Below are 25,450 nucleotides of genomic sequence, written 5' to 3'. Positions count from 1 at the left end.
CTTGCGTTCAGAGTGCGGCCGGAATCGCCGCTGACAGCCTTTGCCGGAGACGTTCCACCGCGCTGCCTGCCATTTCGACATCGCCCCGCCACGCTCGCTCAAGGCGCTGGATGCGGGCGTAGAGCCGTTCGCTCTCCTGCACACACCGTTGCGCCTCGGCGGGCAGGGCAAGTGCCTGGACGGGATCGCTCAGCGGAAAGTTGGCGATCAGGCGGCCATGCCGGCGTAGTTGCAATTCGCTGAGCTCGCCGGCGAAGTAGGCACGGTGATTGAGCAGCCAAGCCAGGCAATGCATGATCCGCGTTGTCGTGCGGAGCGCCTCGCAGCTCACTTGAACGTGCGCCAGATCCGCATCCGGATCGTCATTGGCGCCCACCAGCGCGCGCCGGTCGTGCCCCTGCCGCAGCCGGTCGAACACCCCACGCGCTTCCTCCGAGAGGACGAGTGCCTCTGCATAAAGCGCCTCGATGATGCGCGGGTTGAGGTTGGGCATGAGGGCCATGATCAGCGCATAGGCCCATCCCCGGTCCCCACTCAACACATCGCTGATGGGGCGTTCACCACGTTTTGAAAACTGTGCCGGAACGATACGGATACCGGCAATACCATACATCCGTTCATGGTGAGTCAAGATTCTGTAATCACGCAATAATGTCTGGAATCAGATAGTCCTCGAGCAGTGCGATCTGGTCCTTCAGGCGCAACTTCCGCTTCTTGAGCCGCGCGACTTGCAGTTGGTCATGCGCGCCGGTCCCGGACAGGGCATCGATCGCGGCGTCGAGATCGCGATGCTCGATCCGCAGCATTTCGAGCCGCTTGCGCATTTCGTCTTCGGTCAACCGCGCCACTCCCAGATAATGCCCTGCACCGACGAGATCGCGCATCGGCCTGTGCTGCGTTTGCAGGCCATCACGCGTTAACGCTTCGCTGCAACCGGAATACGCACAATCGCGCGCTTTGGACATACCGACGCAGACGGGCTTGCAAGATACGGCGATTGTGGGAGCATGACAACGCGCCCGCTCGAACGAGTCGAGGCCGACACGTCCATGCCGGCGCAAACCTTCGGCCCATGCGTTCTTGCAGCGATCCTGCTGCCGGAGTGGGACGAAGCTGGTGTCCTTGAGGAGGTTGCCGCATGGAACTGTCGCATATCAGCGCTCTTGAATCCAAACATGCCGGTCTTGAACGGCGCATCGCCGAAGAACGGAACCGTCCGTTGCCCAACGAGGCGTTGATCAAGGAGCTGAAGCGCCGAAAGCTGCGAATCAAGGAAGAGCTTGCGCACGTCCAGCAAGTCCATTGATGCTCTGAGGTTTCCGGGTTGCGGCAGGCCCGCTGGTTCCCATCTGGCCCGCCGCGCCTGGAAAATCGCCCGACCGTAGACCGCGAACCTCATGACAGCGGGGACCCACTTTCTAACGGATACGAATTCATGAACGCCATGGGCGCTGCAGTTTGCAAACGGCACTGTCTGCGCTAGGCCTTCGAACATGATCACTGCCGCCGCCGCTGCCCGTGCGATCCTGACGTCGCTTCACGAGGTCATGGCATCCCGCGCCGGTGCGCAGGCCAAGCTCAACCAGATCGTCGATGTCATTGGCGACAAGCTCAACAGCGAGGTCTGCTCGATCTACCTGTTGCGCGAAGGCATGCTGGAGCTTTTTGCGACGCGCGGCCTGAATCAGGCGGCGGTCCATGTAACGCGGATGGCGGTAGGCGAGGGCCTTGTCGGCACGATCGCAGCCAACATCGAGACGCTGAACCTTGCAGAAGCGGCTGCCCATCCCGACTTCGCGTTTTTCCCGGAAACCGGAGAAGAGCGCTTTCATTCCTTCGCCGGCGTGCCAATCGTCCGCCGCGCGCGGGCCGTAGGTGTGCTCGGCGTCCAGCATGTCGAGCCGCGTCGCTACGAGGAAGTGGAAATCGAGGCGCTCCAGACCGTGGCCATGGTGCTATCGGAACTGATCGCCAACGCCGATCTCATCGACGAGGAAGACGCGTTCGGAGCCGATGCGCACCTGACCGGACACGAACGGATTGCAGGCCTCACGCTGGTAAAGGGCCTCGCGAACGGCGTTGCCGTATTTCACCAGCCCCGCGTCACGATCGAGCATGTCGTCGCGGAAGACACCGAGGCCGAACGGCAGCGGGTCTATCTCGCCTTTGACAAGATGCGCGAGCAGATCGACCGCATGGCCAGCCAGGCCGAGTTCGGAATGGGCGGTGAACATGAGGAAGTCCTCGAGACGTACCGCATGTTTGCCTACGATGAAGGGTGGAGCCGGCGCATCAATGAAGCGATCGACTCGGGCCTGACTGCCGAGGCTGCGATCGAGCGGGTACAGCAGCGCACCCGCATGCGCATGCGCAAGATCGACGATCCGCTTCTGGCTGATCGGATGCATGATCTGGAGGACCTTTCAAACCGCCTTCTGCGAATCGTTTCCGGCCAGTTGGGTACCGCAGCCAGCCTTGGTCTCAAGGGCGACGCCATTCTAATCGCGCGCAATCTAGGTCCGGCCGAACTGTTGGAGTATGACCGGCGGCGGCTCAAGGGCGTGATCCTCGAAGAAGGCTCGCTCACTGCGCACGTTGTCATCGTGGCACGCGCGATGGGTATCCCGGTGGTCGGTCGTATCCGCGGCCTTCGTGCCAAGGTGCGCGAAGGAGACCAGCTGCTTCTCGATGGCGATCAGGGTGTTGTCGATGTCCGGCCGGCACTAACGCTTGTCGAGGCCTTCGAAGCGCGGTTCGCGCGTAATCGTGAGCGGCAGGCGCTTTACGCGGCGATGCGCGATGTCGAACCAGTTTCGGCCGATGGTCAGCGCGTCCGGGTCATGATCAACGCGGGTCTGCGCGATGACATGCCGATGCTCAACCTGACCGGAGCGGACGGGATCGGTCTGTTTCGTACCGAGTTCCAGTTTCTCGTTTCGGCGACCCTGCCTGCGCGCGAACGCCAGACGCGCCTCTATCGCGATGTTCTCGATGCAGCTGGTGATCGGCCCGTCGTGTTCCGCACTGTCGATATCGGAGGAGACAAGGTCCTTCCTTATCTTCGTCACAACGATGGTGAAACCGAAGAGAACCCTGCGATGGGCTGGCGCGCACTGCGCGTCGCGCTTGAGCGTGATGGCCTGCTCAAGGTGCAGGCGCGAGCGCTGCTGGAGGCGGCCGGTGGACGCACTCTCAATGTGATGTTCCCGATGGTGACCGAGCCATGGGAGTTCGATGCCGCACGCGCCGTGTTCGAAAGCCAGCTCGCGTTTCTGAAGCAGCAGAAGAAGCTGCTGCCCGATGCAATTCGCTATGGTGCGATGCTTGAAGTTCCAGCGCTCGCCGAATGCCTCGATGTGCTTGCACCGCGCCTGTCGTTCCTGTCGATCGGGACCAACGACCTGACGCAGTTTCTCTTTGCCGCCGATCGCGCCAATCCGAAGCTTGCCGAACGGTATGACTGGCTCTCGCCCGCTATCTTGCGCTTCCTGCGCCGCGTCGTCCTTGCTGTGGCGCCATCGGGCACGGATGTGACAGTGTGCGGCGAAATGGGTGGTCGCCGGCTGGAAGCACTTGCGCTGCTCGGGATCGGGATCACCCGCCTTTCGATCACTCCGGCCGCTGTCGGCCCGATCAAGGAATTGGTGCGCAAAGTCGAGTTGCCGGCAATTCAGGCCGCAATGGAGGGTTGGCTCGCCCAGCCGCCTGCCGATCTGCGGGCCGAAATCGCTGCCTGGGCCACGGCGCACGGAATTGATTACGACTGAGTTCGTCGCATCGGCGTGTCACATCATGCCATTACGGACTCAAAAACATTGACTTTTCGGGTTGGGACATGATGCCTCCACCGGGGGTCGCAACCAAACAGAGAATGCCCGGGACAACGATGAACGACGGGAGCTACGCCGTGGCCGAGGACGGCGAACGCAATACGGTCAGCCCTGACCGGACTGATACCGGCGGGTCCGGCAGCGGCGCAGAGTCGCCGCGCCCACCAGTCGTTGATGCACACGCAAGCGTATCCAGGCGTCTTGTCGTCGCCCGTGAGGCCCTGGGCCTGAGCGCTGCCGAAATCGCGCGGCGGACACGGGTCACGATCCGGCATATCGACGCGCTTGAAGCTGGCGACTACAGTGCTCTGCCTGGACGGCCATATGCAATCGGCTTTGCCAAGGCCTATGCACGGGCAGTCGGACTGGGCGATACCGAAATCGCGGATGCCGTCCGGCTGGAACTGCAAGGTCGCGCTCCGCGCCCCGAGCCCCGCGTGCTTAACCAGTTCGAGGTTGGCGATCCTGCAAAGACCCCATCCAGGTTGGTCGGCTGGCTCGCGCTGCTGCTTGTCGGAGCGCTGCTCGCGATGGGCGGCATCTTCTGGCGGAGCTACTATGCGCCAGCCGTTTCGCTGCCGTCACTGGTGCAGGAGGCGGATCAACCCGCTCCCGCTGCCAAGCCCAACGCGGTCCGCCCGGCGCAGCCCGCAACTGCCCAGCCGCTGGCCAATGGCCCAGTGATGTTCTCCGCGCTTGAGGAGGGCATCTGGGTCAAGTTCTACGATGGTCAGGGCAAGCAGCTGATGCAGAAGCAACTCGCCAAGGGTGAAAGCTACACCGTACCGGCCGATGCTGTCAGTCCCAAGCTCTGGACCGGGCGGCCGGATGCGCTTGCGATCACGATCGGCGGTCAACCCATTCCCCGCCTTGCCGAGGTCGAAAAGGTGATGAAGGATATTCCGGTCGACGCGGCGAGTCTGCGTGCCCGGCCTCCGATTCAGCCGTCTATCGCAAGCCCTGCACCGATTGCCCAGTGACGCGCCTCGAATGGCTGCGTTCTGTGTGAAACCCGGTGTTGAGTCGTGCAAATCGTCCCCAGATGCTTGCGCCCTGACCTAAAGCCAGCGCATGGAAGCAGCGGTGATCCGACGGGAGTGACAATGAACATGATGCTTGGCTCTGGCCGTAGTGGTTCGGCAATGGCCCTCACCCTCGCCGCGCTTTCCGCTAGTTTGATTCCGGCAGGTCCGGTCCCGGCAGCCCATGCGCAAGCAGCGCCGGAAAGCACGGACGTGCGTCTGCGGCGGATCGAGGCAGAGCTGCGCGCGGTTCAGCGCAAGGTGTTTCCCGATGGCGCCGGTAAGACGTTCGGGCCGGAGATTACACCCCCCACTACCGGCCCGACCCCGCCTGCGCCGACGCCGACTGCAGTGACGGACATCCTTACGCGCATGGATGCGGTCGAATCCCAGTTGCAGCGGCTTACTGCGGCGAGTGAGGAGAACCAGAACCACATCGCCAAGCTCGAAGCCCGCCTGGCTACGTTGGAAGCAGCCGGTGCTGCGCCGGTAAGCACTGCAGCGCCTTCTGCAAGCCCACCAGCGATTGCAGCATTGCCGGCGGCGGAGCAGCCTGCCGCGGTCAAGCCGACGGCGAAACCTGCCGCTGGCAAACCAGATGCCGCAAAGGCAGAGGCTTCGCCTGATCGCGTCGCTGCCGTGATGGCGATCGAGAAGCCTTCGACCACCGACAAGGGCGAGGACGAGTACACCTATGGCTACCGGCTGTGGGAAGCCAAGTTCTTCCCCGAGGCGCAGCAGCAATTGCTGCGTGTGGTCCAGCAGTATCCGCGCCACGCCCGGATCAGCTATGCGCGCAACCTGCTTGGCCGGGCCTATCTCGACGATGGCAAGCCTGGCACTGCGGCGCAGTATTTCCTCCAGAACTATCAGGCCGACCGCAAGGGTGATCGGGCGGCTGACAGTCTGCTCTATCTCGGCGTCGCGATGAGCCGGCTGAAGGAAGAAAAGCGCGCCTGCGTGGCGTTTGCCGAGTTTCGCCAGACCTATCCGTCCGAACTGACCGGGCGCCTGAAATCGCAGTACGAGGCGGCGACAAAGCCGGTAGTCTGCAATTGATAGGGCGCTGGTAGCCCGCTTCGCTGCGGATTGGCTGGCAATCTGGCCGGAGAACGCGCCGGTTGGTCTGGCGGTTTCGGGCGGGCCTGACAGTCTGGGTCTGCTCTTGCTGGCGCGGGCTGCGCTCCCTGCTCCCTTGCATGTTGCAACAGTAGATCACGGCCTGAGACCAGAGAGCGCCGCCGAAGCCCGCTACGTTGCTGAACTGTGCGGCAAACTTGGCATTCGGCACGAGACCATCAGTCTGGCGCTGCCAACCGGCCCGGCCTTGCAGGAACGGGCGCGTGATGCGCGCTATGCTGCGCTGGGTGATTGGGCGAGGCGCAGTGGTCTCCGGGCAATCGCCACGGCCCATCATGCTCACGACCAGGCTGAGACGCTGCTGATGAGGCTTTCGCGCGGGGCCGGACTTCGTGGTCTGGCGGCCATGCGTCCGCGAGGGGTGGTGCCGGGCAGCAGTGATTGCCCGTTGCTGCGTCCTCTGCTTGGCTGGCGCCGCAGCGAACTGGCCGAGATTGTTGCTGCGGCCGGAGTTGAGCCTGTCCAAGATCCATCCAACGCCGATCTTCGTTTCGAGCGGGTGCGGGTGCGTATGCAGATGAGGCACCTGAGCGACCTCGACCCGATGGGCCTGGCGCTGAGCGCGCGGCATCTGGCCGAAGCCGACGTGGCTATCGAGTGGGCCGTTGCACACTGCATGGAAGCGGTGCGGACCGAGGACGGCATTTCCTACTGGAACCCCGGCAATGTCCCGCGGGTCATTGCCCTGCGTGTGCTTGAGCGGCTGCTCTACGAAAAGGTCGGCGTGCACTCGCGCGGGAATGCTCTTGCCCGCTGGCATGATAGGCTTGCCCGTGGCGAGGTGGCAACGCTGGCCGGCGTGCGCGGCGATGGGCGTAAGGCGGAATGGCGCTTTGCCCTCGCTCCAAAACCTCGGAGTGCAGCTGATCCCTGGATGGAACGTCCCTAGGGGCAAGAAAATCGGGCTCAAGGTTATATTGCCATTCCCCGAGGTCGTCCTACATTGGAGGAGTTGAAACTACCCGGATCGAAAGCCGCGCCATGAATGACGACCAGCCGCAGGGTAACCCCTGGATCAAGAGCCTCCTGATCTGGGGCGGCATCTTCCTGGCGCTGCTCCTCGTCGTGTCCATGTTCAATACGCGCACCGATCCGGCGGGGACGATGATCCCATATTCCGATTTCCGCGCCAATGTCGCGCAGGACAACGTTCGGGATGTGCAGGTCGGGCCTGACCGGATCACCGGCACGCTCAAGAACGACCAGCAGTTCACCACGGTCCCGGTTCCGGGCGACGTCGAGCTGACCAAGCTCCTTCAGGAACATGGTGTGCGCTATGCGGGCAAGGCGCAGGAAGAACCGAACCTGCTGCTCTACATCCTTGCGCAGTCGCTCCCCTTCCTGCTGATTCTCGGAGTCGCCTTCTTTGCATTGCGCCAAGTCCAGAAAGGCGGTGGCTCGGGTGCTATGGGCTTCGGCAAGTCCAAGGCCAAGCTTCTGACCGAGCGCTCCGGCAAGGTCACCTTCGATGACGTGGCGGGCATCGACGAAGCGCGTGAGGAGCTTCAGGAGATCGTCGAGTTCCTTCGCGACCCCAGCCGCTTTTCCAAGCTTGGTGGGCAGATTCCCAAGGGCGCGCTGCTGGTCGGTTCGCCCGGTACCGGCAAGACCTTGCTGGCCCGCGCCATCGCGGGTGAAGCGGGCGTGCCCTTCTTCACCATCTCGGGCTCTGATTTCGTCGAAATGTTCGTCGGCGTGGGCGCCAGCCGCGTGCGCGATATGTTCGATCAGGCCAAGAAGAACGCTCCGTGCATCGTCTTCATCGACGAAATTGACGCCGTCGGTCGCCACCGCGGCCATGGCCTTGGCAATTCGAACGACGAGCGCGAGCAGACGCTGAATCAGCTGCTTGTCGAGATGGACGGTTTCGAAGCGAATGAAGGCATCATCATCATCGCCGCGACCAACCGGCCAGATGTGCTTGACCCCGCGCTGCTGCGTCCCGGCCGCTTCGACCGTCAGGTCGTTGTTCCTATCCCGGATATCGACGGCCGCGAGAAGATCCTCAGCGTGCACATGAAGAAAGTGCCGCTCGCGCCCGACGTGCTTCCGCGCGTCATTGCCCGTGGTACGCCCGGGTTTTCTGGCGCCGATCTCGCCAACCTCGTCAACGAGGCAGCGCTGCTGGCTGCCCGCCGCAACAAGCGGCTGGTGGCGATGCAGGAGTTCGAGGACGCCAAGGACAAGGTCATGATGGGCGCCGAACGCCGCTCGATGGTCATGACCGACGACGAGAAGAAGATGACCGCCTATCATGAGGCAGGTCACGCGATCGTCTCGATCAACGAAGATGCTTCGGACCCGATCCACAAGGCCACGATCATTCCGCGCGGCCGTGCACTCGGCATGGTCATGCGCCTGCCGGAACGGGACAGCTATTCCTATCACCGCGACAAGATGCACGCCAATCTCTCGGTCAGCATGGGCGGCCGCGTGGCGGAGGAACTGATCTTCGGATACGACAAGGTCTCGTCCGGCGCATCGTCCGATATCCAGTATGCCACCAGCCTCGCCCGTAACATGGTCACCAAGTGGGGTATGTCCGACAAGCTCGGCCCGCTCCAGTACGAGGAAGCGCAGGAAGGCTACCTCGGCATGGGTGGTTCGCAGCGCACCATGATGTCTGACGAGACCAACAAGCTCATCGATAGCGAGATCCGAACGCTGGTCGACGGCGCCCATGCCCGCGCGACCGAGATCCTCAAGTCCAACGAGGACAAGCTCCATCTGCTCGCGCAAGCGCTGCTCGAGTACGAAACGCTGAGCGGCGACGAAATTCGCGCGCTGATGGACAACGGCAAGCTTGACCGGCCGGAAGCCCCCAGCGGCCCGGCCCGACCGGTAAGCTCGGCCGGAGCCACTGTGCCGCGGGCCGGCCGGCGCTTTTCGGGATCGGGCGATCCGCAGCCCGCCGGGGCGTGAGCAGAGAGCCGCAAACACAATGACGGTCATCAGTGAAGCCATCGTCATCCGGGCATATGGTGGCCCGGATGTGATGAAGCTCGAAGGAATCGAGGTGCCTGCGCCAGGTACCGGGGAACTTCTCGTCCGCCAGCACGCCGCGTCGGTGAATTTCCACGATATCTACGTTCGCTCGGGCTCCTACCGGACTCTTGAGCTCCCCGGTGTTCCTGGCCTCGAGGCGGTAGGTACCGTCGAGGCTGTCGGCAAAGGCGTCACCGAGTTTGTCGTGGGCGACCGGATGGCCTACATCGCCCGCAACTACGGCGGGTATGCACGCGCCCGTATCATCAATGCTGCGCTCGCTGTGCCTGTGCCAGCGGAGATCGATGATGGCCTTGCAGCTGCATGGTTCCTCAAGGGGCTCACCGCACAAGCGCTGGTCGAGGAAGTCGAGCCGGTACAGCCGGGGATGCCTGTGCTTGTCCAGGCGGCAGGCGGCGGCGTAGGCCAGCTTGTCGCCCGCATGGCCCGTCTCAAGGGTGGCCGGGTGATCGGGACTGCGGGATCGCCGGAGAAGGCGGCCATTGCGCGCGCCGCCGGTTGCGACGAAGTCATTCTCTACCGCGATGAAGATGTTGCGGCCCGCGTCATGGCCTTCACGGACGGCGCTGGTGTCGGTGCGGCCTATGATGCCGTGGGTGCTGACACGTTTGAGGGTTCGCTGGCCTCACTCGCAATCAAGGGGCATCTCGTGCATTACGGGCAGGCATCCGGCCCCATCCCGCCCTTCGATCTGTCGCGCCTTGGCGCGAAGTCGGCAAAGGTCTCGCGGCCTTTCCTTTGGCCTTACATTTCCACCCGCGAAACCTTGCTGGCGGCCTCCGCAAAGCTCTTCGCGGCCATGGCGGCAGGATCATTGCCAGTAACACTCGGCGGCCGCTTCGCGCTTGGCGATGCTGCCAAAGCCCACGCCGCACTGGAAGCGCGCGCTGCCGGTCCCTTCGTCCTTGATTGCTGACCCACGTGCGGGTTCAGCCCGCTCCAGCCTCAGCTGCAATCGCGACCAGATAGATGGCGAGCGCCATCGATGCGAAGATCACCAATGCCGACGTCCGGGCGAGCGCTCCAAACCGGGATAAGCCGTAAGTGCCGCGTAGCTGCTTGTACATGTGGATCGGGGGAACGAGTGTCAGCACGCCCGCCAGCGGCTCTGCCCCCAGCGCGCCGGCTATCATGCCGCAAGCGAACAACAGCGTCATGAAGCTCAGCGAGTACGTCACGAACACCGTGTGGTCGTAAAGGTGGAAGCGGCGGCTGAACGGAAACAGCAGCCAGAGGAACGGGACCGAGATAGGCACGAGCGCCCAGCTGTATTTGTAAGCATGGCTCTGCATCTTGTAGAGCACCAGCTTCGGGTTGCTCTGGGTCTCGTCGATCACCTCGTCGAGAATCGAAAAGCCGGTCGATGACAGCTTCTCTCCGCCGAGTCGGTGCATCGCGGCCAGTGCGCGTTCCTGTTGTTCGATCTCGGTATCGAGATCGTCGGTGTCGCCACCCTTGGCCTCTACCACCGCCCGTTTGGCGCGTGCCGCGTTGAGCGACTTTTCGACCTCGGCCGAGCCCTTTGACAAGCCCACATTGATAGTAGCCTGACCGTCCTTGCCAAGTTCAAGTTCGCCCGCGGTCTGCTGGATAACGGCGAACATCACGAAAACGCTGAAGAGGAACAGGGCGAGCGGTGAAACGTAGCTGGCGCGGCGCCCATCGATGTACTCGCGTGTGAGCTTGCCTGGCCGGAAGATCAGCAGCGGCAATGTGTTCCAGATCTTGCCTTCGAAGTGGAACACGCCGTGCAGCAGATCATGGAAGAAGGCACCCAGCGTGCGATGCACGTGCGCCGTTTGCCCGCAATTGTGGCAGTGGCTGCCAATCAGCGGCGTGCCACAATTGAGGCAGGCGCTTTCGTGCGTATGACCGCTGTCGCCTTCGCCGGCAGTCGGCTCAAACGCGCGCGCCGTGAGGCCTGCGCCGATGGCATCTCCCAGTACTTGTGCCTCGCTCATGCCCCGCAGTCCCGCCTCAGTCGATCAAGCAAAGCGCATCGATAGCCAATTCTGTTGCCAGTGACCATGGCTGGAGGCGGGTCTACCCGCAATGGACCGGAAATCAACGGTCGCGGAGATGCCGTCGTCACCCGGCGGTTTACGCCGAATTAACCTTGCGGGTGCAGGGCTTCTTCAGTGTCTCCAAGGAACGACACGCAACCAAGGGAACAGGTCCCGCGGTACTGGAGGAAGCAACCGGAGTGTTGGGCCCACGCGAGGAATTGGGGCTGGCCGGCAACGTGACCTTCGGTCGCGCGCGCCCGGGCATGGCACCCGCTCGCCGTACCCCCTTATTGCCGCGACCGGAAGCACCGTCACCTCCCGCTCCGACTTTCCGTCACAGCAATCATCCGCTTGCCAAGAACTGGACGGGCGTTTGCCTGAGGGTGGAGCGGTGGTCCGCACGGTACCCGCTGGCACAGGATCTTGCCGAGAAGGTCGGCAGCGGCACATGGTTTCGCGGACTTGGTCTGCTCGTCGGGCTGATCCTCCTCTCCATCATGTTCTGGCCCCGCTTCGCGCCGCTCGAAGCAGCACCGCTCGTTGCCCTCGACGAGGCATCGCAAGTCGAGTTTCGCGCGCAATCGCTGCAGACATTTTCACACGGCTCGACGCAGGGCAGGCATTTTGCGGCGACTGATGCAGTCACGCGTCTGGCAGCTGCGCCGGAGCGGCCAGAGATCCAACTGACCGCGACCATCGGCGAAAACGACAGTCTGCCGCGCATGCTGCAACGCGCTGGTGTCGGCTCGGGAGATGCCGGGCAGGTCGCTGCAATGGTCGCGAGCGCTGTTCCTTTGTCCGACATCGCGCCGGGCACGCGATTCTCCATCACGCTCGGTGCGCGCAGCAACGCGTCTGATCCCCGACCGCTTACCGCAATCGGGTTCCGCCCTCGCTTCGATCTGGCTCTTGCGATCAATCGCCAGGGTGGCGCGCTAGCTCTTGCTCGCAAGCCCATTGCGGTCGATGTGACACCGCTGCGCGTCCAAGGGCTCGTGGGCTCAAGCCTTTATCGCTCGGCACGCGCTGCCGGTGCGCCGCTGTCCGCGGTGCAAGACTATCTCCGTGCAATCGATCAAGCGCTATCGTTCGACGAGATTGCACCGACCGATACGTTCGACCTCGTTGTCGACTACAAGCACGCTGCGGATGGCGAGGGCGAAGCTGGCAATCTGCTTTATGCCGGCGTGGTCCGCTCCGGGCAGCCGCGTGCGCAGTTGCTGCGCTGGGGCCCCGATGGCAGCTTTACCTCACTGGCCGACCTCACCGGCAGCGGACAGACCGATCAAGGATTCTTCGGTGCGCCCGTCAGCGGGCACGTCACCTCGGGCTATGGCATGCGGCGACATCCCATCCTTGGCTATGTTCGTATGCACGCCGGCATGGACTTCGCTGCATCGTGGGGTTCGCCGATCTATGCCGTGACCGATGGCCGTGTCGCATACGCCGGCTGGCATGGAGGGCATGGCAATTACGTGCGTCTCGACCATGGGGGCGGCATCGCGACGGGCTATGGTCACATGAGCCGCATAGCAGTTGCGCTGGGCATGGCGGTTCGGCGTGGCCAGATTATCGGCTATGTCGGTTCCACCGGCCTGTCGACCGGCGCGCACCTCCATTACGAGGTGTACCGCGGCGGCCAGACGGTGGATCCCATGTCCGTGCGCATGGTGCAGCGCCGCCAGGCCGTTGATCCCAGGCAGGTTGCAGCGTTCAAGGCACGGCTGCAGGCGCTGCTTTCGGTGCGGCCAGGTGCCGTTGTGGGATCGCAGCGCTGAGGCCTGGTTCCGGCACAGTTGCCCAAAGGTGCTGCAGCGCCTAGAACGGCGGCTATGTCTGCTGGTTATCCCAATATCCGCCTCCGCCGCACCCGCGCTACGGCGTGGAGCCGCGCCCTCCACCGTGAAGTGCTGGTCACTCCGGCCGATCTGATCTGGCCGCTGTTCGTGACAGAGGGCAGTGGCGTCGAGGATCCCATCGGATCGCTGCCGGGCGTGTCGCGCTGGTCGGTCGATCTGGTCGCCGAGCGTGCCCGTGAGGCGGTTGCTGCCGGCATTCCTTGCCTCGCGCTGTTCCCCAACACGCAGCCGGATCGCCGGAGCGAAGACGGCGCGGAGGCGCTCAATCCTGACAACCTCATGTGCCGCGCGATCAAGGCGATCAAGGATGCGTGTGGCGACTCGATCGGCGTTCTGACCGACGTCGCGCTGGATCCCTATACCAGCCATGGGCAGGATGGTCTGATCGATGGCGAGGGCTATGTCCTCAACGACGCGACGGTCGATGTGCTGGTCGGGCAGAGCCTCAATCAGGCTGCAGCAGGCGCGGACATTATCGCCCCGTCCGACATGATGGATGGCCGCATCGGTGCGATCCGCGAAGCGCTCGAAGAGGGCGGCCACATCAACGTGCAGATCATGGCATACGCGGCCAAGTACGCGTCTGCCTTCTACGGCCCTTTCCGCGATGCCGTCGGATCGCGCGGCCTGCTCAAAGGCAACAAGAAGACCTATCAGATGGACCCCGGCAATGCCGAGGAAGCTCTGCGCGAAGTCGAACTCGACATTGCCGAAGGCGCGGACAGCGTGATGGTCAAGCCGGGCCTGCCCTATCTCGACATCGCGCTGCGCGTGAAGGAGGCGTTTCAGGTGCCGGTCTTCGCCTATCAGGTCAGCGGCGAATACGCGATGATCGAGGCGGCAGCGGCAGTCGGTGCAGGCGATCGCGACGCGCTGGTGCTGGAGACCTTGTTGGCCTTCAAGCGCGCGGGTTGTTCGGGCGTGCTGACGTACCACGCGCTCCATGCCGCGCAGCTGATGGGCGCCTGACGCAGCAATGATCGAGACCGCGCGGCTTATCCTGCGTCCCTGGCGGGATGCTGATCGCGAGCCATTCTGGGCGATGGCATGCGATCCGCGCGTCATGGAGTACCTGCCGCCGCTGACGCGGGTCCAGAGTGACGCCGCCGTTGACCGAATGATTGCAACCGAGCGTGAGCACGGACATGTATTCTGGGCGCTTGAGCGCAAGGCCGAGGGCGACTTCATCGGTTTTTGCGGAATTCTTCCGCCGCGTTCGCCGATCTTCGAGCACGAGATCGGCTGGCGCCTGGCTCACCATGCTTGGGGACAGGGCCTTGCCCGCGAAGCAGCGGAAGCCTCGCTGGCATGGGTTTGGGCCAAACTTCCGGTTCCGGCGGTCATGGCGATCACCAATCTTTCAAACACGCGTAGCTGGGGTCTAATGGAGCGGCTTGGGATGACCCGTTATCCCGACGAGGACTTCGATCACCCTGATCTGGCAGAAGGCGATCCGCTCCGGCCGCATATCCTTTACCGCGTCCACCGGCCCGAACCCAAGGCCGCCTGAAGGGGAGCGTCATGCATCAGGATGTCACCATCGCCGCCATCCACGGCAAGGCACCGCGCATCCACTCGAGCGCCTTCATCGCGCCCGGCTGCAGGATCATCGGCGATGTCGAGATCGGCCCCGATGCCTCGGTGTGGTACAACTGCGTGATCCGCGGCGACGTGAACCGGATCGTGATCGGTGCCCGCACCAACATCCAGGACGGAACCGTGATCCACTGCGATAGCCCTGATCCGCGCCACCCGCAGGGCTTTCCCACATTGATCGGCGACGACGTTCTCGTCGGGCATATGGTCATGCTGCATGGCTGCACGCTTGAGGACCGCGCCTTTGTAGGGCTGGGCGCTGTGGTCATGAACGGTGCCGTGATCGAAGGTGATGGCATGCTGGCCGCTGGTGCGCTGCTCACGCCCGGCAAGCGCATCGCGTCGCGCCAGCTGTGGGGTGGCCGCCCCGCCGCCTTTATGCGCGATCTGACCGACGCAGCTCTTCACGAGATGCAGCTGGGCGTCGCGCACTATGTCGGTAACGCCAAGGCGCACCATGCTGCACTGACAAGCCATGGCGCGGCCGAAGACTGATTTTCCGTCCGCCGTTGCGCTGCGGTCCTTTGCCGATCCCGATGGCCGACTATCGGTGCGGGTCACGCCCGGGGCGCGAAGCGAGGGTGTGGAAATTCAGGCGGGCCGGGTCACGGTAAAGGTCCGCGCCAAACCGGAAGACGGCAAGGCAACTGCGGCCGTGGCCGATCTTCTTGCCCAGGCCTTGGCCATTGCGCCTTCGCAGATCACCTTGTTGCGCGGCGCAACTTCGCGAGAAAAGCTTTTCAGGATTCCGCCGGCAACGTGATTGCGACGAGTGCCATCGCGGCCGCCCATGCCGCCGCGATCCACAAGCAGCCCAGTGGCAGTCGGCTCTGCAGGAATGCACCAAGTACCGCACCCGTCAGCAAGCCGGTCCACAGCAATCCCCATTGGATCCAGCCCGGCTCAGCCTTTCCGGCCATCCACAGGGCAAGGCTTTGCCCGAGCCGGACGAGCGCCCCGGTCATGTAGGTCAGCCCGACCGTCACTTCGCCGCCGCGTTGGAAGGTGTTGTTGATCGCACCCATCGCGAGGACGAGTGCGCCCAGCATGATGGTCTCGGAACCGAACGAGCGCGCTGCCGCTCCTATCAGCAGAAGCATTGCTACCATGCCCAGGATCACCGGTTTGCGGCGACCGCCGGCGCGCAGCGCGATGAGTGCGCCAAGCGTTACCCCGCACACGAACATCGCGATGAGCGATGCGGGAAGCACTGAGGCGCCGGTCGCCGTGCTGAGCGCAACGCCCAGCCGGGTAGAATTGCCGGACATGAAGGAAACGAAATAGCCGTTGGCTGAAAGAAAGCCGACCGCATCGACAAACCCGGCAAGCCCGGCGAGAGCAACTGCCAGTTTGCGCCGGCCCGGATCATAACGCAGCATGCGCCTAGTCTAGCGGTTTGCCTGATCATGGCAAATCAGGCCTTCGCCATCCCCAATGCCATGCGGTCAAGCACATCGGCCAAGGCGTCGGCAATTGCCGTGTCGGGCGGCGCCACATCGGCAATGGCCTGACGCATGGCATCAGCCCATTGTCCTGCCGTTGTCTTGTCGATGCCGAACCTGGTGTGCATGCTGACCATGCACTTGCCGGGGTTGGCGTCCCACCAGGTCCTTGGCCCGCCGCTCCAGCCGGCGAGAAATAGCGGCAAAGCTTCGCGCATGGGCGCAAGATCGGGCGCGTGCATGGCTCTAAGCGCTATGAAGGCCGGCTGGCTTTCCATCAGGTCATAGAACCGGTCGGTAATCCGGCGCAGCACGTCCAGACCGCCGATGCGGTCGTAGGGGCTTAACGCTGCGGTTTCGGTCATGGTCGCCAAGAATGGTCACTCCTGAGGCGCAATGCGGCAGAGCGGTACCTGCCAGATGGCCGGGGGAAGCGCTTTGACGGAGATCAAGTCACCAAGGCGCGCAAGGTCTCAAGGCGGTCGGCTTCGTGTGCCGGCTTGTCCTGCCGAATGCGGTTGATGCGGGGAAAGCGCATGGCGACGCCGGACTTGTGTCGCTTGCTGAGATGGACCGAATCGAACGCCACTTCGAACACAAGGCTGCGGTCGGTTTCGCGCACAGGGCCATACTTGGCCACCGTATGTTGCCTGACATGCCGGTCGAGGAATCGCAGCTCCTCGTCCGTAAATCCAAAGTAGGCTTTGCCAACTGGGAGCAATTCCGCACCGGCATCAGGATCGCCGTTCCAGCATCCGAAGGTGAAATCGGAATAGAAGGACGAGCGCTTGCCCGAGCCGCGCTGTGCATACATGAGGACACAATCGATCAGGAGCGGCTCGCGCTTCCACTTGTACCACAGCCCCGCCCTTCGCCCTGCGACATAAGGTGACTGACGGTGCTTCAGCATGATGCCTTCGATCGCCGCATCCCGCGCAGAAGCCCGAATTTCAGCGAGTTCTGCCATATCTTTGGCGGCAATCGTCTGCGAAAGATCGAACCGTTCGGGATTGAGGCACGGCATGAGTGCTTCCAACCGGCCCCGCCGTTCAGACCATGGCCGATCGCGCAGATCCTCTCCTTCCAGGATCAGAAGATCGTAGAGGCGAACGAAAGCGGGGACGTCAGCCAGCATCGTCTTTGACACCGACTTGCGCCCAAGTCGTTGTTGCAACGCATTGAAGCTTGCGGCTCCGCCTGCTTCGCCGCCTTGCGCAGTGCCCCGCACCAATAGTTCGCCGTCGAGAACCGCAGCAACGTCCAGCGCGTCGGCAATCTCCGGAAAGCTTGTGGAAATCTCGTCGCCTCCGCGCGAATAGACCCGAGTCTCCCCGCCCACGTTGACGATTTGCACACGGATGCCGTCCCATTTCCACTCGGCCACATAGTCCGCGAGATCGATCGCTTCGGTCTCGAGCGGATGGGCCAGCATGAAGGGGCGGAACAGCGGCAAAAGGTCAGTCCGCGGGGGCGGCGCTGTCCCCGTCGCCCAAGCGAAGAGATCGGCATAAGGCGGCTGCTGGCCGTGCCAGTATTCCTCGACTTCATCGACAGGCACCCCGAACGCCTGCGCAAAAGCGACTTTTGCCAACCGTGCCGAAATGCCGATCCTTAGCGCCCCGGTAGCAAACTTGATCAGCGCGTAGCGTCCGGGCGTATCCAGCCTGTCCAGCATTCCCGCCAGGACCATCGGCGCGCTGGCACGCGTTGCCCGCGAAAGCGCGGTGACCACTTCGCCGAGTGTCGGCTGCGGCTCCTGTCCTCCATGCTCCGGTTCTGGCCACAGGAGGCTTGCGGTTTCGGCCGTATCGCCGACGAAGTCACGCGACAGCGTCCACAAAACAGGATCGATGCGGTCCGCCATCAGCCCGCGGACGGTGCCAGCCTTGACGGCGGGAAAATCGACTGCGCTGGTGAGGGCCGCCAAGGTCCAGCCGCGATCGGGATCGGCCGTCTCGCGCAAGTACGTCGAGATGAGCTCCAGCTTGCCGTTGCGGGAAGGCGTCAACAGGAGATTGTCGAGGAGGGTGGCAAACCGTTTCATCATCGTCGCCGCTGGGAAATGGTTGCCGGGCTAGTCATCCTCATCCTCATAGCCGGTGAGGGCGAGCGCGCGCGCTTTCCGCTGATGAAGTTCGCACCAGCGGAGCAAGGCTTCTTCGCGGCCGTGCGTGATCCACGTCTCGGCGGGGTTCACATCAGTTATGGTCGTCGTGAGTTCGTCCCAGTCGGCATGGTCTGAGATGACCAGCGGCAGTTCTACCCCGCGCTGCCGTACACGCTGGCGGACGCGCATCCATCCGCTGGCCATCGCCGTCAAAGGATCGGGCAGTCGCCGGCTCCAGCGGTCGTTCAGCGCGGATGGCGGGCACATCACGATTGCCCCGGCCAACGATGCCTTGGGTACCCCTGCCACTGGTCTCAAGTCGCCCAGTTCCACGCCGAGATCCTGATAGAGATGGCACATCGTCTCCATTGCGCCATGGAGGTAGACGGGCTGATCCCACCCTGCTGCCCGCAGCTCGGCAATCACGCGCTGCGCCTTCCCGAGGGCGTAGGCGCCGACCAGTACGCAGCGCGCCGGGTGAGCCTCGCGGGCGGCCAGAAGCTTGGCAATTTCGTCGCGGATCGACGGGTGGCGAAACACCGGCAGCCCGAAAGTCGCCTCGGTGATGAAAAGATCGCACGGCGTAACCGTGAATGGGGCGCAGGTGGGATCAGGGCTGCGCTTGTAGTCGCCAGTGATGATGACGCGCTCGCCAGCGTGCTGGAGCAGGATCTGCGCCGAACCAAGTACATGGCCTGCCGGAAGGAAGGTCGCGGTCACGCCTCCCCCGATCGCGACCGGCTCATGGTACTCGGCGATTTGTGCGCCCTCGGTCACGCCATAGCGGACAGACATGATGGCGAGAGTCTGGGAGGTTGCCACGGTTCGTCCATGGCCGCCGCGGGCATGGTCCGCGTGCCCATGGGTAACGAGGGCCCGCTCAACCGGGCGCGACGGATCGACCCAAGCGTCTGCTGGCACGATCCGGATACCCATCGGGTCCGCTTTGATCCACGTGAAACACCCCGCCATGTCCTGACGAATGCCGTGATTGCTTTCCGGTTGCCAGAGACAAAAAGGGCGGAGACCCGAAGTCTCCGCCCCTTGTTGCAATCACCGCTCCGAACGCCTGTGAATCAGGCCTCGTCGGCGTTCGGTTCCTCGGCTGTGGCCGAGCCACCCTTGCCCTTGCGCGCCTTCTTCTTGACCAGCTTCGGCGCTGCCGGAGTCAGTTCGAAGGACAGCGCGGCCGGCTTGCCGTCCTCTTCCTTGAGGCTGACATGGACTTCGCCGCCATTGGCCAGCTTGCCGAATAGCAGCTCTTCAGCGAGCGGCTTCTTGACCTTCTCCTGGATCACGCGGCCCATCGGACGCGCGCCATAGAGCCGGTCATAGCCCTGCTTCGCCAGCCAGGCACGGGCCTCGCTGTCGAACTGGATGTGCACGTTCTGCTCCGCCAGCTGCAGTTCGAGCTGAAGGATGAACTTGTCGACCACGCGGCTGACGACTTCCGGCGGCAGGTACGAGAACGGCACGATCGCATCGAGACGGTTGCGGAATTCGGGGGTGAACATCTTCTTCACCGCCTCGTCACCCGCGTCTGCCTTCGAGACGTCGCCGAAGCCGATACCCTGCCGCGCCATGTCGCTGGCACCGGCATTGGTCGTCATGATCAGCACGACATTGCGGAAGTCGACCGTCTTGCCGTGATGATCGGTAAGCCGGCCGTTATCCATGACCTGCAGCAGGATATTGAACAGGTCCGGGTGCGCCTTCTCGATTTCGTCGAGCAGCAGGACGCAGTGCGGCTGCTGGTCGATCGCATCGGTGAGCAGACCACCCTGGTCGAACCCGACATATCCCGGAGGGGCACCGATCAGGCGGCTCACCGAGTGGCGCTCCATGTATTCCGACATGTCGAAGCGCTGCAGCGGGATGCCCATGATCTGGGCGAGGCTGCGCGCCACTTCGGTCTTGCCGACACCGGTCGGGCCCGAGAACAGGAACGAGCCGATCGGCTTGTCCGGATCGCGCAGGCCGGCGCGGCTGAGCTTCATCGCCGAAGACAGGACTTCGATGGCCTTGTCCTGCCCGAACACCAGCCGCTTGAGGTCGCGGTCGAGATGCTCGAGCACCTTCTTGTCGTCGCTCGACACCGACTTGGGCGGGATGCGCGCCATCGTCGCGATCACCTGCTCGATCTCGCGTGCGGTGATCACCTTCTTGCGCTTCGAGGGCGGCACCAGCATCTGCATCGCGCCGACTTCGTCGATCACGTCGATCGCCTTGTCCGGCAGTTTGCGATCGTTGATGTAGCGCGCCGAAAGCTCGACCGCAGTCTTGATCGCGTCGGGCGTGTAGCGCACCTTATGGTGTTCTTCGAACGCCGTACGCAGGCCCTTGAGGATCTTGATGGTGTCCTCGATGGTCGGCTCGTTCACGTCGATCTTCTGGAACCGGCGCAGCAGCGCGCGGTCCTTTTCGAAGTGGTTGCGGAATTCCTTGTAGGTCGTCGAACCGATGCAACGGATCGTTCCGCCGGACAGCGCGGGCTTGAGCAGGTTGGACGCGTCCATGGCGCCCCCGCTGGTCGCACCGGCGCCAATCACCGTGTGGATCTCGTCGATGAACAGGATCGCGTGCGGCATCTTCTCAAGTTCCGAAACGACCTGCTTGAGGCGCTCCTCGAAATCGCCGCGATAGCGCGTGCCGGCCAGCAGCGCGCCCATGTCGAGCGAATAGATCACCGCCTCGCTCAGCACCTCGGGCACTTCGCCCTCGACGATCTTGCGCGCCAGACCTTCTGCAATCGCGGTTTTACCCACGCCCGGATCACCCACATAAAGCGGATTGTTCTTCGAACGGCGACAGAGGATCTGGATCGTGCGATCGACTTCGGGGCCGCGACCGATCAGCGGATCGACCTTGCCGTTCAGCGCCTTCTCGTTGAGGTTCACGGTGAACTGGTCGAGCGCCGAATCCTTCTTTGCGCTGCTCTTCGCGTCGGCCTTCTCTTCCTGCTGCGGCTGGGCTTCCTCGCTGCCCTTTGGGCTGCGGCTCTCAACCTGACGGCCGCCCTTGCCGATGCCGTGGCTGATGAAGCTGACGGCATCAAGGCGGCTCATGTCCTGCTGTTGCAGGAAATAGACCGCGTAGGAGTCGCGTTCGGAGAACAGCGCCACCAGCACGTTGGCACCCGTCACGGTATCCTTGCCCGAAGACTGGACATGCAGGATCGCGCGCTGGATCACACGCTGGAAGCCGGCGGTCGGCTGCGGATCAGCCTTGTCCTGCGTCTTCAGCGATTGATATTCCTGATCGAGATACTGGCGCACCACTTCGCCGAGGTCTCCCAGATCTACACCGCAGGCCTGCATCACCTGTGCCGCGTCGGGATCATCGATCAATGCGAGCAGGAGATGCTCCAGAGTCGCATATTCATGGCTGCGCTCCGATGCATTGCTGAGCGCAGAATGCAGCGTCTTTTCAAGGCTTTGCGCGAAACTGGGCATGGCACTTCTTTCTCGTCGACCGCAGGGCGGCCGATCTCTGCTGATTCCCTTGCGGGAGATGAACATGCTTGCGCTTAACCGGGGCTAAACCGAAGCTGCGCAAAAGGGACATCCGGCGAGGCATGATGCCAGCCACATTGACAATATGGGTATGCCGCCCGCCGAGGTGAAGGGCGGCGGGCATCATGATCCACTGTCCAGTGATAACGGCTTGCCAAACAACGCTTCCGCCGCGCGTCGATGGGCTGCTGCCCTGTCGCGATGCGCAATGACCCGGGCGATCTCGGCTTCAAGCAAGGCGACGCGCGCATCGAGTTCGTGGTGCGAATAACTGTCGAGCGACTCCAGCGCCAGCTGGCTGGCCAGATCGCCTTTCGGGCGCGGGCGCTCATCAAGTTCCATCGACATGCACTTTGTGGCTGCTAGAGCCTTGCTGTCAACCGGCTCCGTAGGTACTTGGCGCAGCAAACTGTTTACCAATTCGCGGCGCGTTCTGATACCACGCTGCCACAACGCATCAGGGGGCATGGCATGAAGCCGGTACCAGCGACGATGACCGCTGTGGGATTTGATTCGCCCGGTGCGCCTGAGGTCCTGCGACCAGAAACTGTTGCCGTGCCGGTGCCGGGTCCCGGCCAGGTTCTGGTCCGCGTTGCCTATGCCGGTGTGAATCGACCCGACGTGATCCAGAGGCAAGGGTTTTACCCGCCTCCTCCGGGTGCTTCGCCAATCCCGGGTCTGGAGATTTCCGGGCAAGTGGTGGCGATGGGCACCGGCGTCACGACGCCGTTTGTCGGCCAGATGGTCTGTGCGCTGGTCGCCGGTGGCGGTTATGCCGAGTACTGCGTCGCCGAGGCAGCCTTGTGCCTGCCTGTGCCCGAAGGTCTTCCGCTCGATCAGGCAGCGGCCCTTCCGGAAACGCTGTTTACCGTCTGGCACAATGTTTTCGAACGTGGCTGGGCCAGCGAGGGCGAGCGCGTACTGGTCCATGGCGGCACCAGCGGGATCGGGACCATGGCGATCCTGCTCGGCAAGCTCTTCGGGCTCGAAGTGATCGTGACTTGCGGCGGATCGGACAAGTGCGCTGCAGCGCTCGCGCTCGGTGCTGCACATGCCATCGACTACAAGGCCAGTGATTTCGTCGAGGAAGTCGCCCGAATCACCGATGGTGCCGGTGTCCATCTTGTCCTCGACATGGTCGCCGGAGACTATGTCGCACGGAACCTGAAGTGCCTTGCCGAAGATGGTCGGCATGTCACCATTGCGGTCCAGGGCGGAGTTCGGGCCGAATTGAACATGGCGGAAGTCATGCGCCGAAGGATTACGCTCACCGGTTCAACGCTTCGGCCTAGATCCAATGAATTCAAAAGCCTACTTGCCGACGAGATCCACAAGACGGTCTGGCCGCTGGTCGCGGATGGGCAGCTGCGGCCGGTTATGGACATGGCTTTCCCGCTCGCGGATGCTGCTGCGGCGCACACCCGGATGGAAGCCGGAGCACATATCGGCAAGATAGTCCTCGCCGCAGATCAATCAGCGGCGGGGCGGCCTTAGCGGCCGAATCGACGGGAATGGGCTTGCCGTAAGCGGTCCTCTCGCTTACATCGCGGGCACGACGGCCGCTCCGCAAGGGGCGGCCCTTATTGTTTCCGCTGTCCGGAGGGGCTCCCCTTGAGCAACCAGTCCACCTTTCCACTGATGCCCCATGCTACGGCGTCGTGGCTTGTCGACAACACCGCGCTGACGTTCGAACAGATCGCCGAGTTCTGCGGACTGCACATTCTCGAAGTGCAGGCGATGGCCGACGATCTGGCCGGTGCCAAGTATACCGGGCGCGACCCTGTTCACTCGGGCGAACTGACGCAGGTCGAAATCGAACGCGGGCAGGCCAACCCCGATTATCGCCTGCGCATGCAGAAGGCGCCAATCTCGGTCAGTCGCACCAAGGGGCCGCGCTACACGCCGGTCTCCAAGCGCCAGGACAAGCCCGATGGCATTGCGTGGATACTGCGCCATCATCCGGAAATCTCGGATGCGCAGATCGGCAAGCTGATCGGCACTACGCGCAACACGATTGCCGCAATCCGCGATCGCAGCCACTGGAACATCTCCAACATCAATCCGAAAGACCCGGTCACGCTGGGTCTGTGTTCGCAGCGTGAGCTGGACGCGCTGGTCGCCAAGGCCGCCAAGCGCGCCGGGATCGAGGAAGATGATACGGCGAGCAACCTGCGCCTCGGCAGCGACCGCGAAGCGCTGATCGAAGAGCTGCGTGCCGAGCGCGAAGCGCAGGCCAAGGCTGCCTCGCAGGCCGCGCAAGAAGCCGAAGCCGCCGCTTGGCTTGAAGCACGCCGCGCAGAAGGTCTGTCGGACAGCTGATCACGCCAAGCTGAGGGCTTGGCGTAACCGAACCCCTCCCTCATCGGAGGGGTTTTGTTTTTCAGCTGGCGAGATCGAGCGTTGTTTCGCTGCCAGCAGGCTCGAGCCCGTGGCTCAGACGCCCGTCGATATGCGCGCCCTGTTCGATTGTCAGGACGTCATAAGTCACGTCGCCGTGGATGCGGGCCGTTTTCAGCACGACAAGCTGGCTGACTTCGATCGCACCGCGGACCGTGCCGGCGAGCCGGGCGCTCTGCGCGCGGATGGCACCGTGAATGGCGCTCGATTCACCTTGGACAAGACCGGAGCAGGTGATGTCGCCTTCGACATGGCCGTCGATGTGCAGTTCGGCGCTCGCCGTGATGTCGCCCTTCACGGCGAGGTCCGCACCCAGAACGGAAAAGGTCGGCGTTGCCATAACGCTACTTTGCCCGACCGTTCGGCTGACCGCGTCCGGACCCGGCACTGGCTTCTTGGAAAACATGCGGCATCGCCTCCAGAAACGGTCGCGGATCGACCGCACGATCGGCGATCCGCACTTCGAAATGCAAATGGGGCCCCGTAGAGCGGCCCGTGCTGCCAATCGCGCCGATCATGCGGCCCGGCCCGACGACTTGTCCGACCCGTGCCATGATCCGCGACATATGGGCGTAGCGGGTCAGCAAGCCATCGCCGTGGCTGATCTCCACGCAGTTGCCATAGCCCTGCTTCACGCCGGTGAAGCTCACCGTACCAGCCGCTGCAGCGAGAATGGGGGCGCCGATAGGGCCGCGGAAATCCAGGCCAGCGTGGAACGCACCTCCACCGGTGAAGGGATCGACGCGGTAGCCGAACCCGCTCGAGATGTAATCCAGGCTCGCCGGCAAGGTGTTCGGAATGCGTACCAGCGCCTGTTCCATCGCACTCATCCGGGCAAGGCTGGCACCAAAGCGGGCGAAGCGGGGATCGAGCTTGTTGCCTGACCCGGTGAACAAGGGAATAAGTGGCCCACCCATCGCGCTGCGGTCCGCAGCCGCCACAGCGCGCGGATTGAGGCCAAGGCGCCGCATCGCGTTCTCCGCACGCGCCGAGCGCGTATCGGCATACCGTGTCAGCGCCTCGATGAACGCGAGTTGGCGGGCTTCAACCTGCGCCAGTCCGGTGGCCTCGGGCAAGATCATCGAAATCTTGCGGACCGTCTTCCCCGCTTCCTCGGTGCTGTCTGAAACCGTGCCGGACGGCAGTGTCTTCGGCAACGGTCCGATCGCCCCTTGAACGCTCTTCTCGATGAAGTCTTGCCGCTTGGCGAGATCGCTGGCGACCGAACCGAGCCCGGAACGGTACTTCGCGACCCGGCTCTCCGCAGTTGCGACGGCGGCTTCGCGCTCCAGAAGCGAGGCTTGATTGTAGACGGCGAGGGCCTGGCTGATGATCATCCAGCCCATCATCAGGATCCACACCAGCACGGCGCCCGCGACGGCGCCCGCAACCCGCATCTGCAGCTGTGCGGAAACGCGGATGAAGCGGACATGGCCGTTCGAGCGCATGAAGAATTCGCGGTCCGGGAACCAGCTGCGCACCCGTTCGACAAGCGCTCGCCACCGGGATGACGTACGACCGCCATTCTCCGGC

General features: G+C 63.4%; 25 protein-coding genes. 14 read left to right on the top strand and 11 right to left on the bottom strand.

Features of this window, described 5'->3' with window-relative positions; all coding sequences use genetic code 11:
• Positions 1–7 precede the first annotated feature (7 nt).
• Together NDB2M1_RS13800 and NDB2M1_RS13795 are read right to left on the bottom strand one after the other, a co-directional pair.
• Positions 8–613, bottom strand: coding sequence for a DUF1465 family protein (locus NDB2M1_RS13800; protein WP_253185883.1), 606 nt, complete (start codon positions 611–613; stop codon positions 8–10).
• Between the two features lie 28 nt (positions 614–641).
• A complete protein-coding gene (locus NDB2M1_RS13795) occupies positions 642–839 on the bottom strand; it encodes a YdcH family protein (protein ID WP_054122704.1) in 198 nt (65 codons plus the stop codon).
• 299 nt (positions 840–1,138) lie between these two features.
• On the opposite strand from NDB2M1_RS13795, the gene NDB2M1_RS13790 reads away from it, so the two are divergent.
• From NDB2M1_RS13790 to NDB2M1_RS13760, 7 genes are all read left to right on the top strand, one after another.
• Positions 1,139–1,306 carry a YdcH family protein gene (locus NDB2M1_RS13790; protein ID WP_072383114.1) on the top strand — a complete coding sequence of 56 codons (168 nt, stop codon included), beginning with the start codon at positions 1,139–1,141 and terminating at the stop codon, positions 1,304–1,306.
• A gap of 187 nt (positions 1,307–1,493) precedes the next feature.
• A complete protein-coding gene (gene ptsP / locus NDB2M1_RS13785; RefSeq protein ID WP_072383112.1) occupies positions 1,494–3,767 on the top strand; it encodes a phosphoenolpyruvate--protein phosphotransferase in 2,274 nt (757 codons plus the stop codon).
• A 104-nt stretch (positions 3,768–3,871) separates the two neighbouring features.
• The gene (locus NDB2M1_RS13780; RefSeq protein ID WP_171955393.1) at positions 3,872–4,810 is read left to right on the top strand and encodes a helix-turn-helix domain-containing protein; all 939 of its coding nucleotides are present in this window, start codon (positions 3,872–3,874) and stop codon (positions 4,808–4,810) included.
• 123 nt (positions 4,811–4,933) lie between these two features.
• Positions 4,934–5,911 carry a tetratricopeptide repeat protein gene (locus NDB2M1_RS13775; RefSeq protein WP_371328205.1) on the top strand — a complete coding sequence of 326 codons (978 nt, stop codon included), beginning with the start codon at positions 4,934–4,936 and terminating at the stop codon, positions 5,909–5,911.
• The gene (gene tilS / locus NDB2M1_RS13770) at positions 5,907–6,881 is read left to right on the top strand and encodes a tRNA lysidine(34) synthetase TilS (RefSeq protein WP_072383110.1); all 975 of its coding nucleotides are present in this window, start codon (positions 5,907–5,909) and stop codon (positions 6,879–6,881) included. Before NDB2M1_RS13775 ends, tilS begins: the two co-directional genes overlap by 5 nt.
• Before the next feature lie 92 nt (positions 6,882–6,973).
• Complete coding sequence (gene ftsH, locus NDB2M1_RS13765) at positions 6,974–8,914, top strand: ATP-dependent zinc metalloprotease FtsH (protein ID WP_072383108.1); 1,941 nt, start codon at positions 6,974–6,976, stop codon at positions 8,912–8,914.
• Between the two features lie 19 nt (positions 8,915–8,933).
• Positions 8,934–9,914 (top strand): quinone oxidoreductase family protein, encoded by a 981-nt coding sequence (locus tag NDB2M1_RS13760; RefSeq protein WP_072383106.1) that lies wholly within the window; start codon positions 8,934–8,936, stop codon positions 9,912–9,914.
• A gap of 13 nt (positions 9,915–9,927) precedes the next feature.
• Here NDB2M1_RS13760 and NDB2M1_RS13755 read toward each other — a convergent pair whose 3' ends face one another.
• Entirely contained in the window at positions 9,928–10,959 is a 1,032-nt protein-coding gene (locus NDB2M1_RS13755) for a DUF3667 domain-containing protein (protein WP_054122614.1), read from the bottom strand.
• 161 nt (positions 10,960–11,120) lie between these two features.
• Between NDB2M1_RS13755 and NDB2M1_RS13750 the strand changes: the two genes are divergently transcribed.
• Genes NDB2M1_RS13750 through NDB2M1_RS13730 form a run of 5 tightly spaced genes read left to right on the top strand, consistent with a single transcriptional unit; the run spans position 11,121 to position 15,222 of the window.
• Positions 11,121–12,782 (top strand): M23 family metallopeptidase, encoded by a 1,662-nt coding sequence (locus NDB2M1_RS13750; protein WP_231625043.1) that lies wholly within the window; start codon positions 11,121–11,123, stop codon positions 12,780–12,782.
• Positions 12,783–12,836: 54 nt separating this feature from the next.
• Entirely contained in the window at positions 12,837–13,832 is a 996-nt protein-coding gene (hemB, locus tag NDB2M1_RS13745; RefSeq protein ID WP_054122613.1) for a porphobilinogen synthase, read from the top strand.
• A gap of 7 nt (positions 13,833–13,839) precedes the next feature.
• Positions 13,840–14,373: a GNAT family N-acetyltransferase gene (locus NDB2M1_RS13740; protein ID WP_072383103.1), complete on the top strand. Its 534-nt coding sequence runs from the start codon at positions 13,840–13,842 to the stop codon at positions 14,371–14,373.
• An 11-nt stretch (positions 14,374–14,384) separates the two neighbouring features.
• Positions 14,385–14,954 carry a gamma carbonic anhydrase family protein gene (locus NDB2M1_RS13735; RefSeq protein WP_072383101.1) on the top strand — a complete coding sequence of 190 codons (570 nt, stop codon included), beginning with the start codon at positions 14,385–14,387 and terminating at the stop codon, positions 14,952–14,954.
• Positions 14,935–15,222: a DUF167 domain-containing protein gene (locus NDB2M1_RS13730; RefSeq protein ID WP_072383099.1), complete on the top strand. Its 288-nt coding sequence runs from the start codon at positions 14,935–14,937 to the stop codon at positions 15,220–15,222. Before NDB2M1_RS13735 ends, NDB2M1_RS13730 begins: the two co-directional genes overlap by 20 nt.
• On the opposite strand, the gene NDB2M1_RS13725 is transcribed toward NDB2M1_RS13730, so the two are convergent.
• From NDB2M1_RS13725 to NDB2M1_RS23415, 6 genes are all read right to left on the bottom strand, one after another.
• On the bottom strand, positions 15,200–15,838 hold the full coding sequence (locus NDB2M1_RS13725; protein WP_072383097.1) for a YoaK family protein: 639 nt from the start codon (positions 15,836–15,838) through the stop codon (positions 15,200–15,202). The genes NDB2M1_RS13730 and NDB2M1_RS13725 overlap by 23 nt on opposite strands.
• A 35-nt stretch (positions 15,839–15,873) precedes the next feature.
• Positions 15,874–16,266: a group II truncated hemoglobin gene (locus NDB2M1_RS13720; protein ID WP_072383095.1), complete on the bottom strand. Its 393-nt coding sequence runs from the start codon at positions 16,264–16,266 to the stop codon at positions 15,874–15,876.
• Between the two features lie 83 nt (positions 16,267–16,349).
• Positions 16,350–17,945, bottom strand: a complete 1,596-nt coding sequence (locus NDB2M1_RS13715; RefSeq protein ID WP_072383264.1) for a cisplatin damage response ATP-dependent DNA ligase — start codon at positions 17,943–17,945, stop codon at positions 16,350–16,352.
• Positions 17,946–17,975: 30 nt separating this feature from the next.
• Positions 17,976–18,980, bottom strand: a complete 1,005-nt coding sequence (locus NDB2M1_RS13710; RefSeq protein WP_054122608.1) for a ligase-associated DNA damage response exonuclease — start codon at positions 18,978–18,980, stop codon at positions 17,976–17,978.
• 104 nt (positions 18,981–19,084) lie between these two features.
• Positions 19,085–21,460, bottom strand: coding sequence for an ATP-dependent Clp protease ATP-binding subunit ClpA (clpA, locus tag NDB2M1_RS13705; protein ID WP_054122607.1), 2,376 nt, complete (start codon positions 21,458–21,460; stop codon positions 19,085–19,087).
• 183 nt (positions 21,461–21,643) lie between these two features.
• Positions 21,644–22,156, bottom strand: a complete 513-nt coding sequence (locus NDB2M1_RS23415) for a DUF1192 family protein (RefSeq protein WP_371328204.1) — start codon at positions 22,154–22,156, stop codon at positions 21,644–21,646.
• On the opposite strand from NDB2M1_RS23415, the gene NDB2M1_RS13695 reads away from it, so the two are divergent.
• The gene (locus NDB2M1_RS13695) at positions 22,055–23,014 is read left to right on the top strand and encodes an NAD(P)H-quinone oxidoreductase (protein WP_371328210.1); all 960 of its coding nucleotides are present in this window, start codon (positions 22,055–22,057) and stop codon (positions 23,012–23,014) included. The two genes, NDB2M1_RS23415 and NDB2M1_RS13695, sit on opposite strands and share 102 nt — an antisense overlap.
• A gap of 144 nt (positions 23,015–23,158) precedes the next feature.
• Positions 23,159–23,839: a DUF1013 domain-containing protein gene (locus NDB2M1_RS13690; RefSeq protein ID WP_171955392.1), complete on the top strand. Its 681-nt coding sequence runs from the start codon at positions 23,159–23,161 to the stop codon at positions 23,837–23,839.
• Positions 23,840–23,900: 61 nt separating this feature from the next.
• Here the strand turns inward: NDB2M1_RS13690 and NDB2M1_RS13685 are convergent, their stop codons facing one another.
• Together NDB2M1_RS13685 and NDB2M1_RS13680 are read right to left on the bottom strand one after the other, a co-directional pair.
• A complete protein-coding gene (locus tag NDB2M1_RS13685; protein WP_082364681.1) occupies positions 23,901–24,257 on the bottom strand; it encodes a bactofilin family protein in 357 nt (118 codons plus the stop codon).
• Between the two features lie 4 nt (positions 24,258–24,261).
• A complete protein-coding gene (locus NDB2M1_RS13680) occupies positions 24,262–25,398 on the bottom strand; it encodes a M23 family metallopeptidase (RefSeq protein WP_253185882.1) in 1,137 nt (378 codons plus the stop codon).
• Between the last annotated feature and the right edge of the window lie 52 nt (positions 25,399–25,450).

The organism is Novosphingobium sp. NDB2Meth1, from assembly GCF_900117425.1.
GTDB lineage: Bacteria > Pseudomonadota > Alphaproteobacteria > Sphingomonadales > Sphingomonadaceae > Novosphingobium.
This window is presented reverse-complemented; position numbering and strand designations above follow the sequence as displayed.

Coding starts and splice junctions, on each gene's coding strand:
- NDB2M1_RS13760 (WP_072383106.1), top strand. CDS start 8,934: ATGACGGTCATCAGTGAAGCCATCGTCATCCGGGCATATGGTGGCCCG.
- NDB2M1_RS13780 (WP_171955393.1), top strand. CDS start 3,872: ATGCCCGGGACAACGATGAACGACGGGAGCTACGCCGTGGCCGAGGAC.
- clpA (WP_054122607.1), bottom strand. CDS start 21,460: ATGCCCAGTTTCGCGCAAAGCCTTGAAAAGACGCTGCATTCTGCGCTC.
- NDB2M1_RS13710 (WP_054122608.1), bottom strand. CDS start 18,980: ATGGCGGGGTGTTTCACGTGGATCAAAGCGGACCCGATGGGTATCCGG.
- hemB (WP_054122613.1), top strand. CDS start 12,837: ATGTCTGCTGGTTATCCCAATATCCGCCTCCGCCGCACCCGCGCTACG.
- ftsH (WP_072383108.1), top strand. CDS start 6,974: ATGAATGACGACCAGCCGCAGGGTAACCCCTGGATCAAGAGCCTCCTG.
- NDB2M1_RS13800 (WP_253185883.1), bottom strand. CDS start 613: ATGTATGGTATTGCCGGTATCCGTATCGTTCCGGCACAGTTTTCAAAA.
- NDB2M1_RS13685 (WP_082364681.1), bottom strand. CDS start 24,257: ATGGCAACGCCGACCTTTTCCGTTCTGGGTGCGGACCTCGCCGTGAAG.
- ptsP (WP_072383112.1), top strand. CDS start 1,494: ATGATCACTGCCGCCGCCGCTGCCCGTGCGATCCTGACGTCGCTTCAC.
- NDB2M1_RS13755 (WP_054122614.1), bottom strand. CDS start 10,959: ATGAGCGAGGCACAAGTACTGGGAGATGCCATCGGCGCAGGCCTCACG.
- NDB2M1_RS13725 (WP_072383097.1), bottom strand. CDS start 15,838: ATGCTGCGTTATGATCCGGGCCGGCGCAAACTGGCAGTTGCTCTCGCC.
- NDB2M1_RS13790 (WP_072383114.1), top strand. CDS start 1,139: ATGGAACTGTCGCATATCAGCGCTCTTGAATCCAAACATGCCGGTCTT.
- NDB2M1_RS13690 (WP_171955392.1), top strand. CDS start 23,159: ATGCCCCATGCTACGGCGTCGTGGCTTGTCGACAACACCGCGCTGACG.
- NDB2M1_RS13740 (WP_072383103.1), top strand. CDS start 13,840: ATGATCGAGACCGCGCGGCTTATCCTGCGTCCCTGGCGGGATGCTGAT.
- NDB2M1_RS13730 (WP_072383099.1), top strand. CDS start 14,935: ATGGCGCGGCCGAAGACTGATTTTCCGTCCGCCGTTGCGCTGCGGTCC.
- NDB2M1_RS13715 (WP_072383264.1), bottom strand. CDS start 17,945: ATGAAACGGTTTGCCACCCTCCTCGACAATCTCCTGTTGACGCCTTCC.
- NDB2M1_RS13775 (WP_371328205.1), top strand. CDS start 4,934: ATGAACATGATGCTTGGCTCTGGCCGTAGTGGTTCGGCAATGGCCCTC.
- NDB2M1_RS13735 (WP_072383101.1), top strand. CDS start 14,385: ATGCATCAGGATGTCACCATCGCCGCCATCCACGGCAAGGCACCGCGC.
- NDB2M1_RS13720 (WP_072383095.1), bottom strand. CDS start 16,266: ATGACCGAAACCGCAGCGTTAAGCCCCTACGACCGCATCGGCGGTCTG.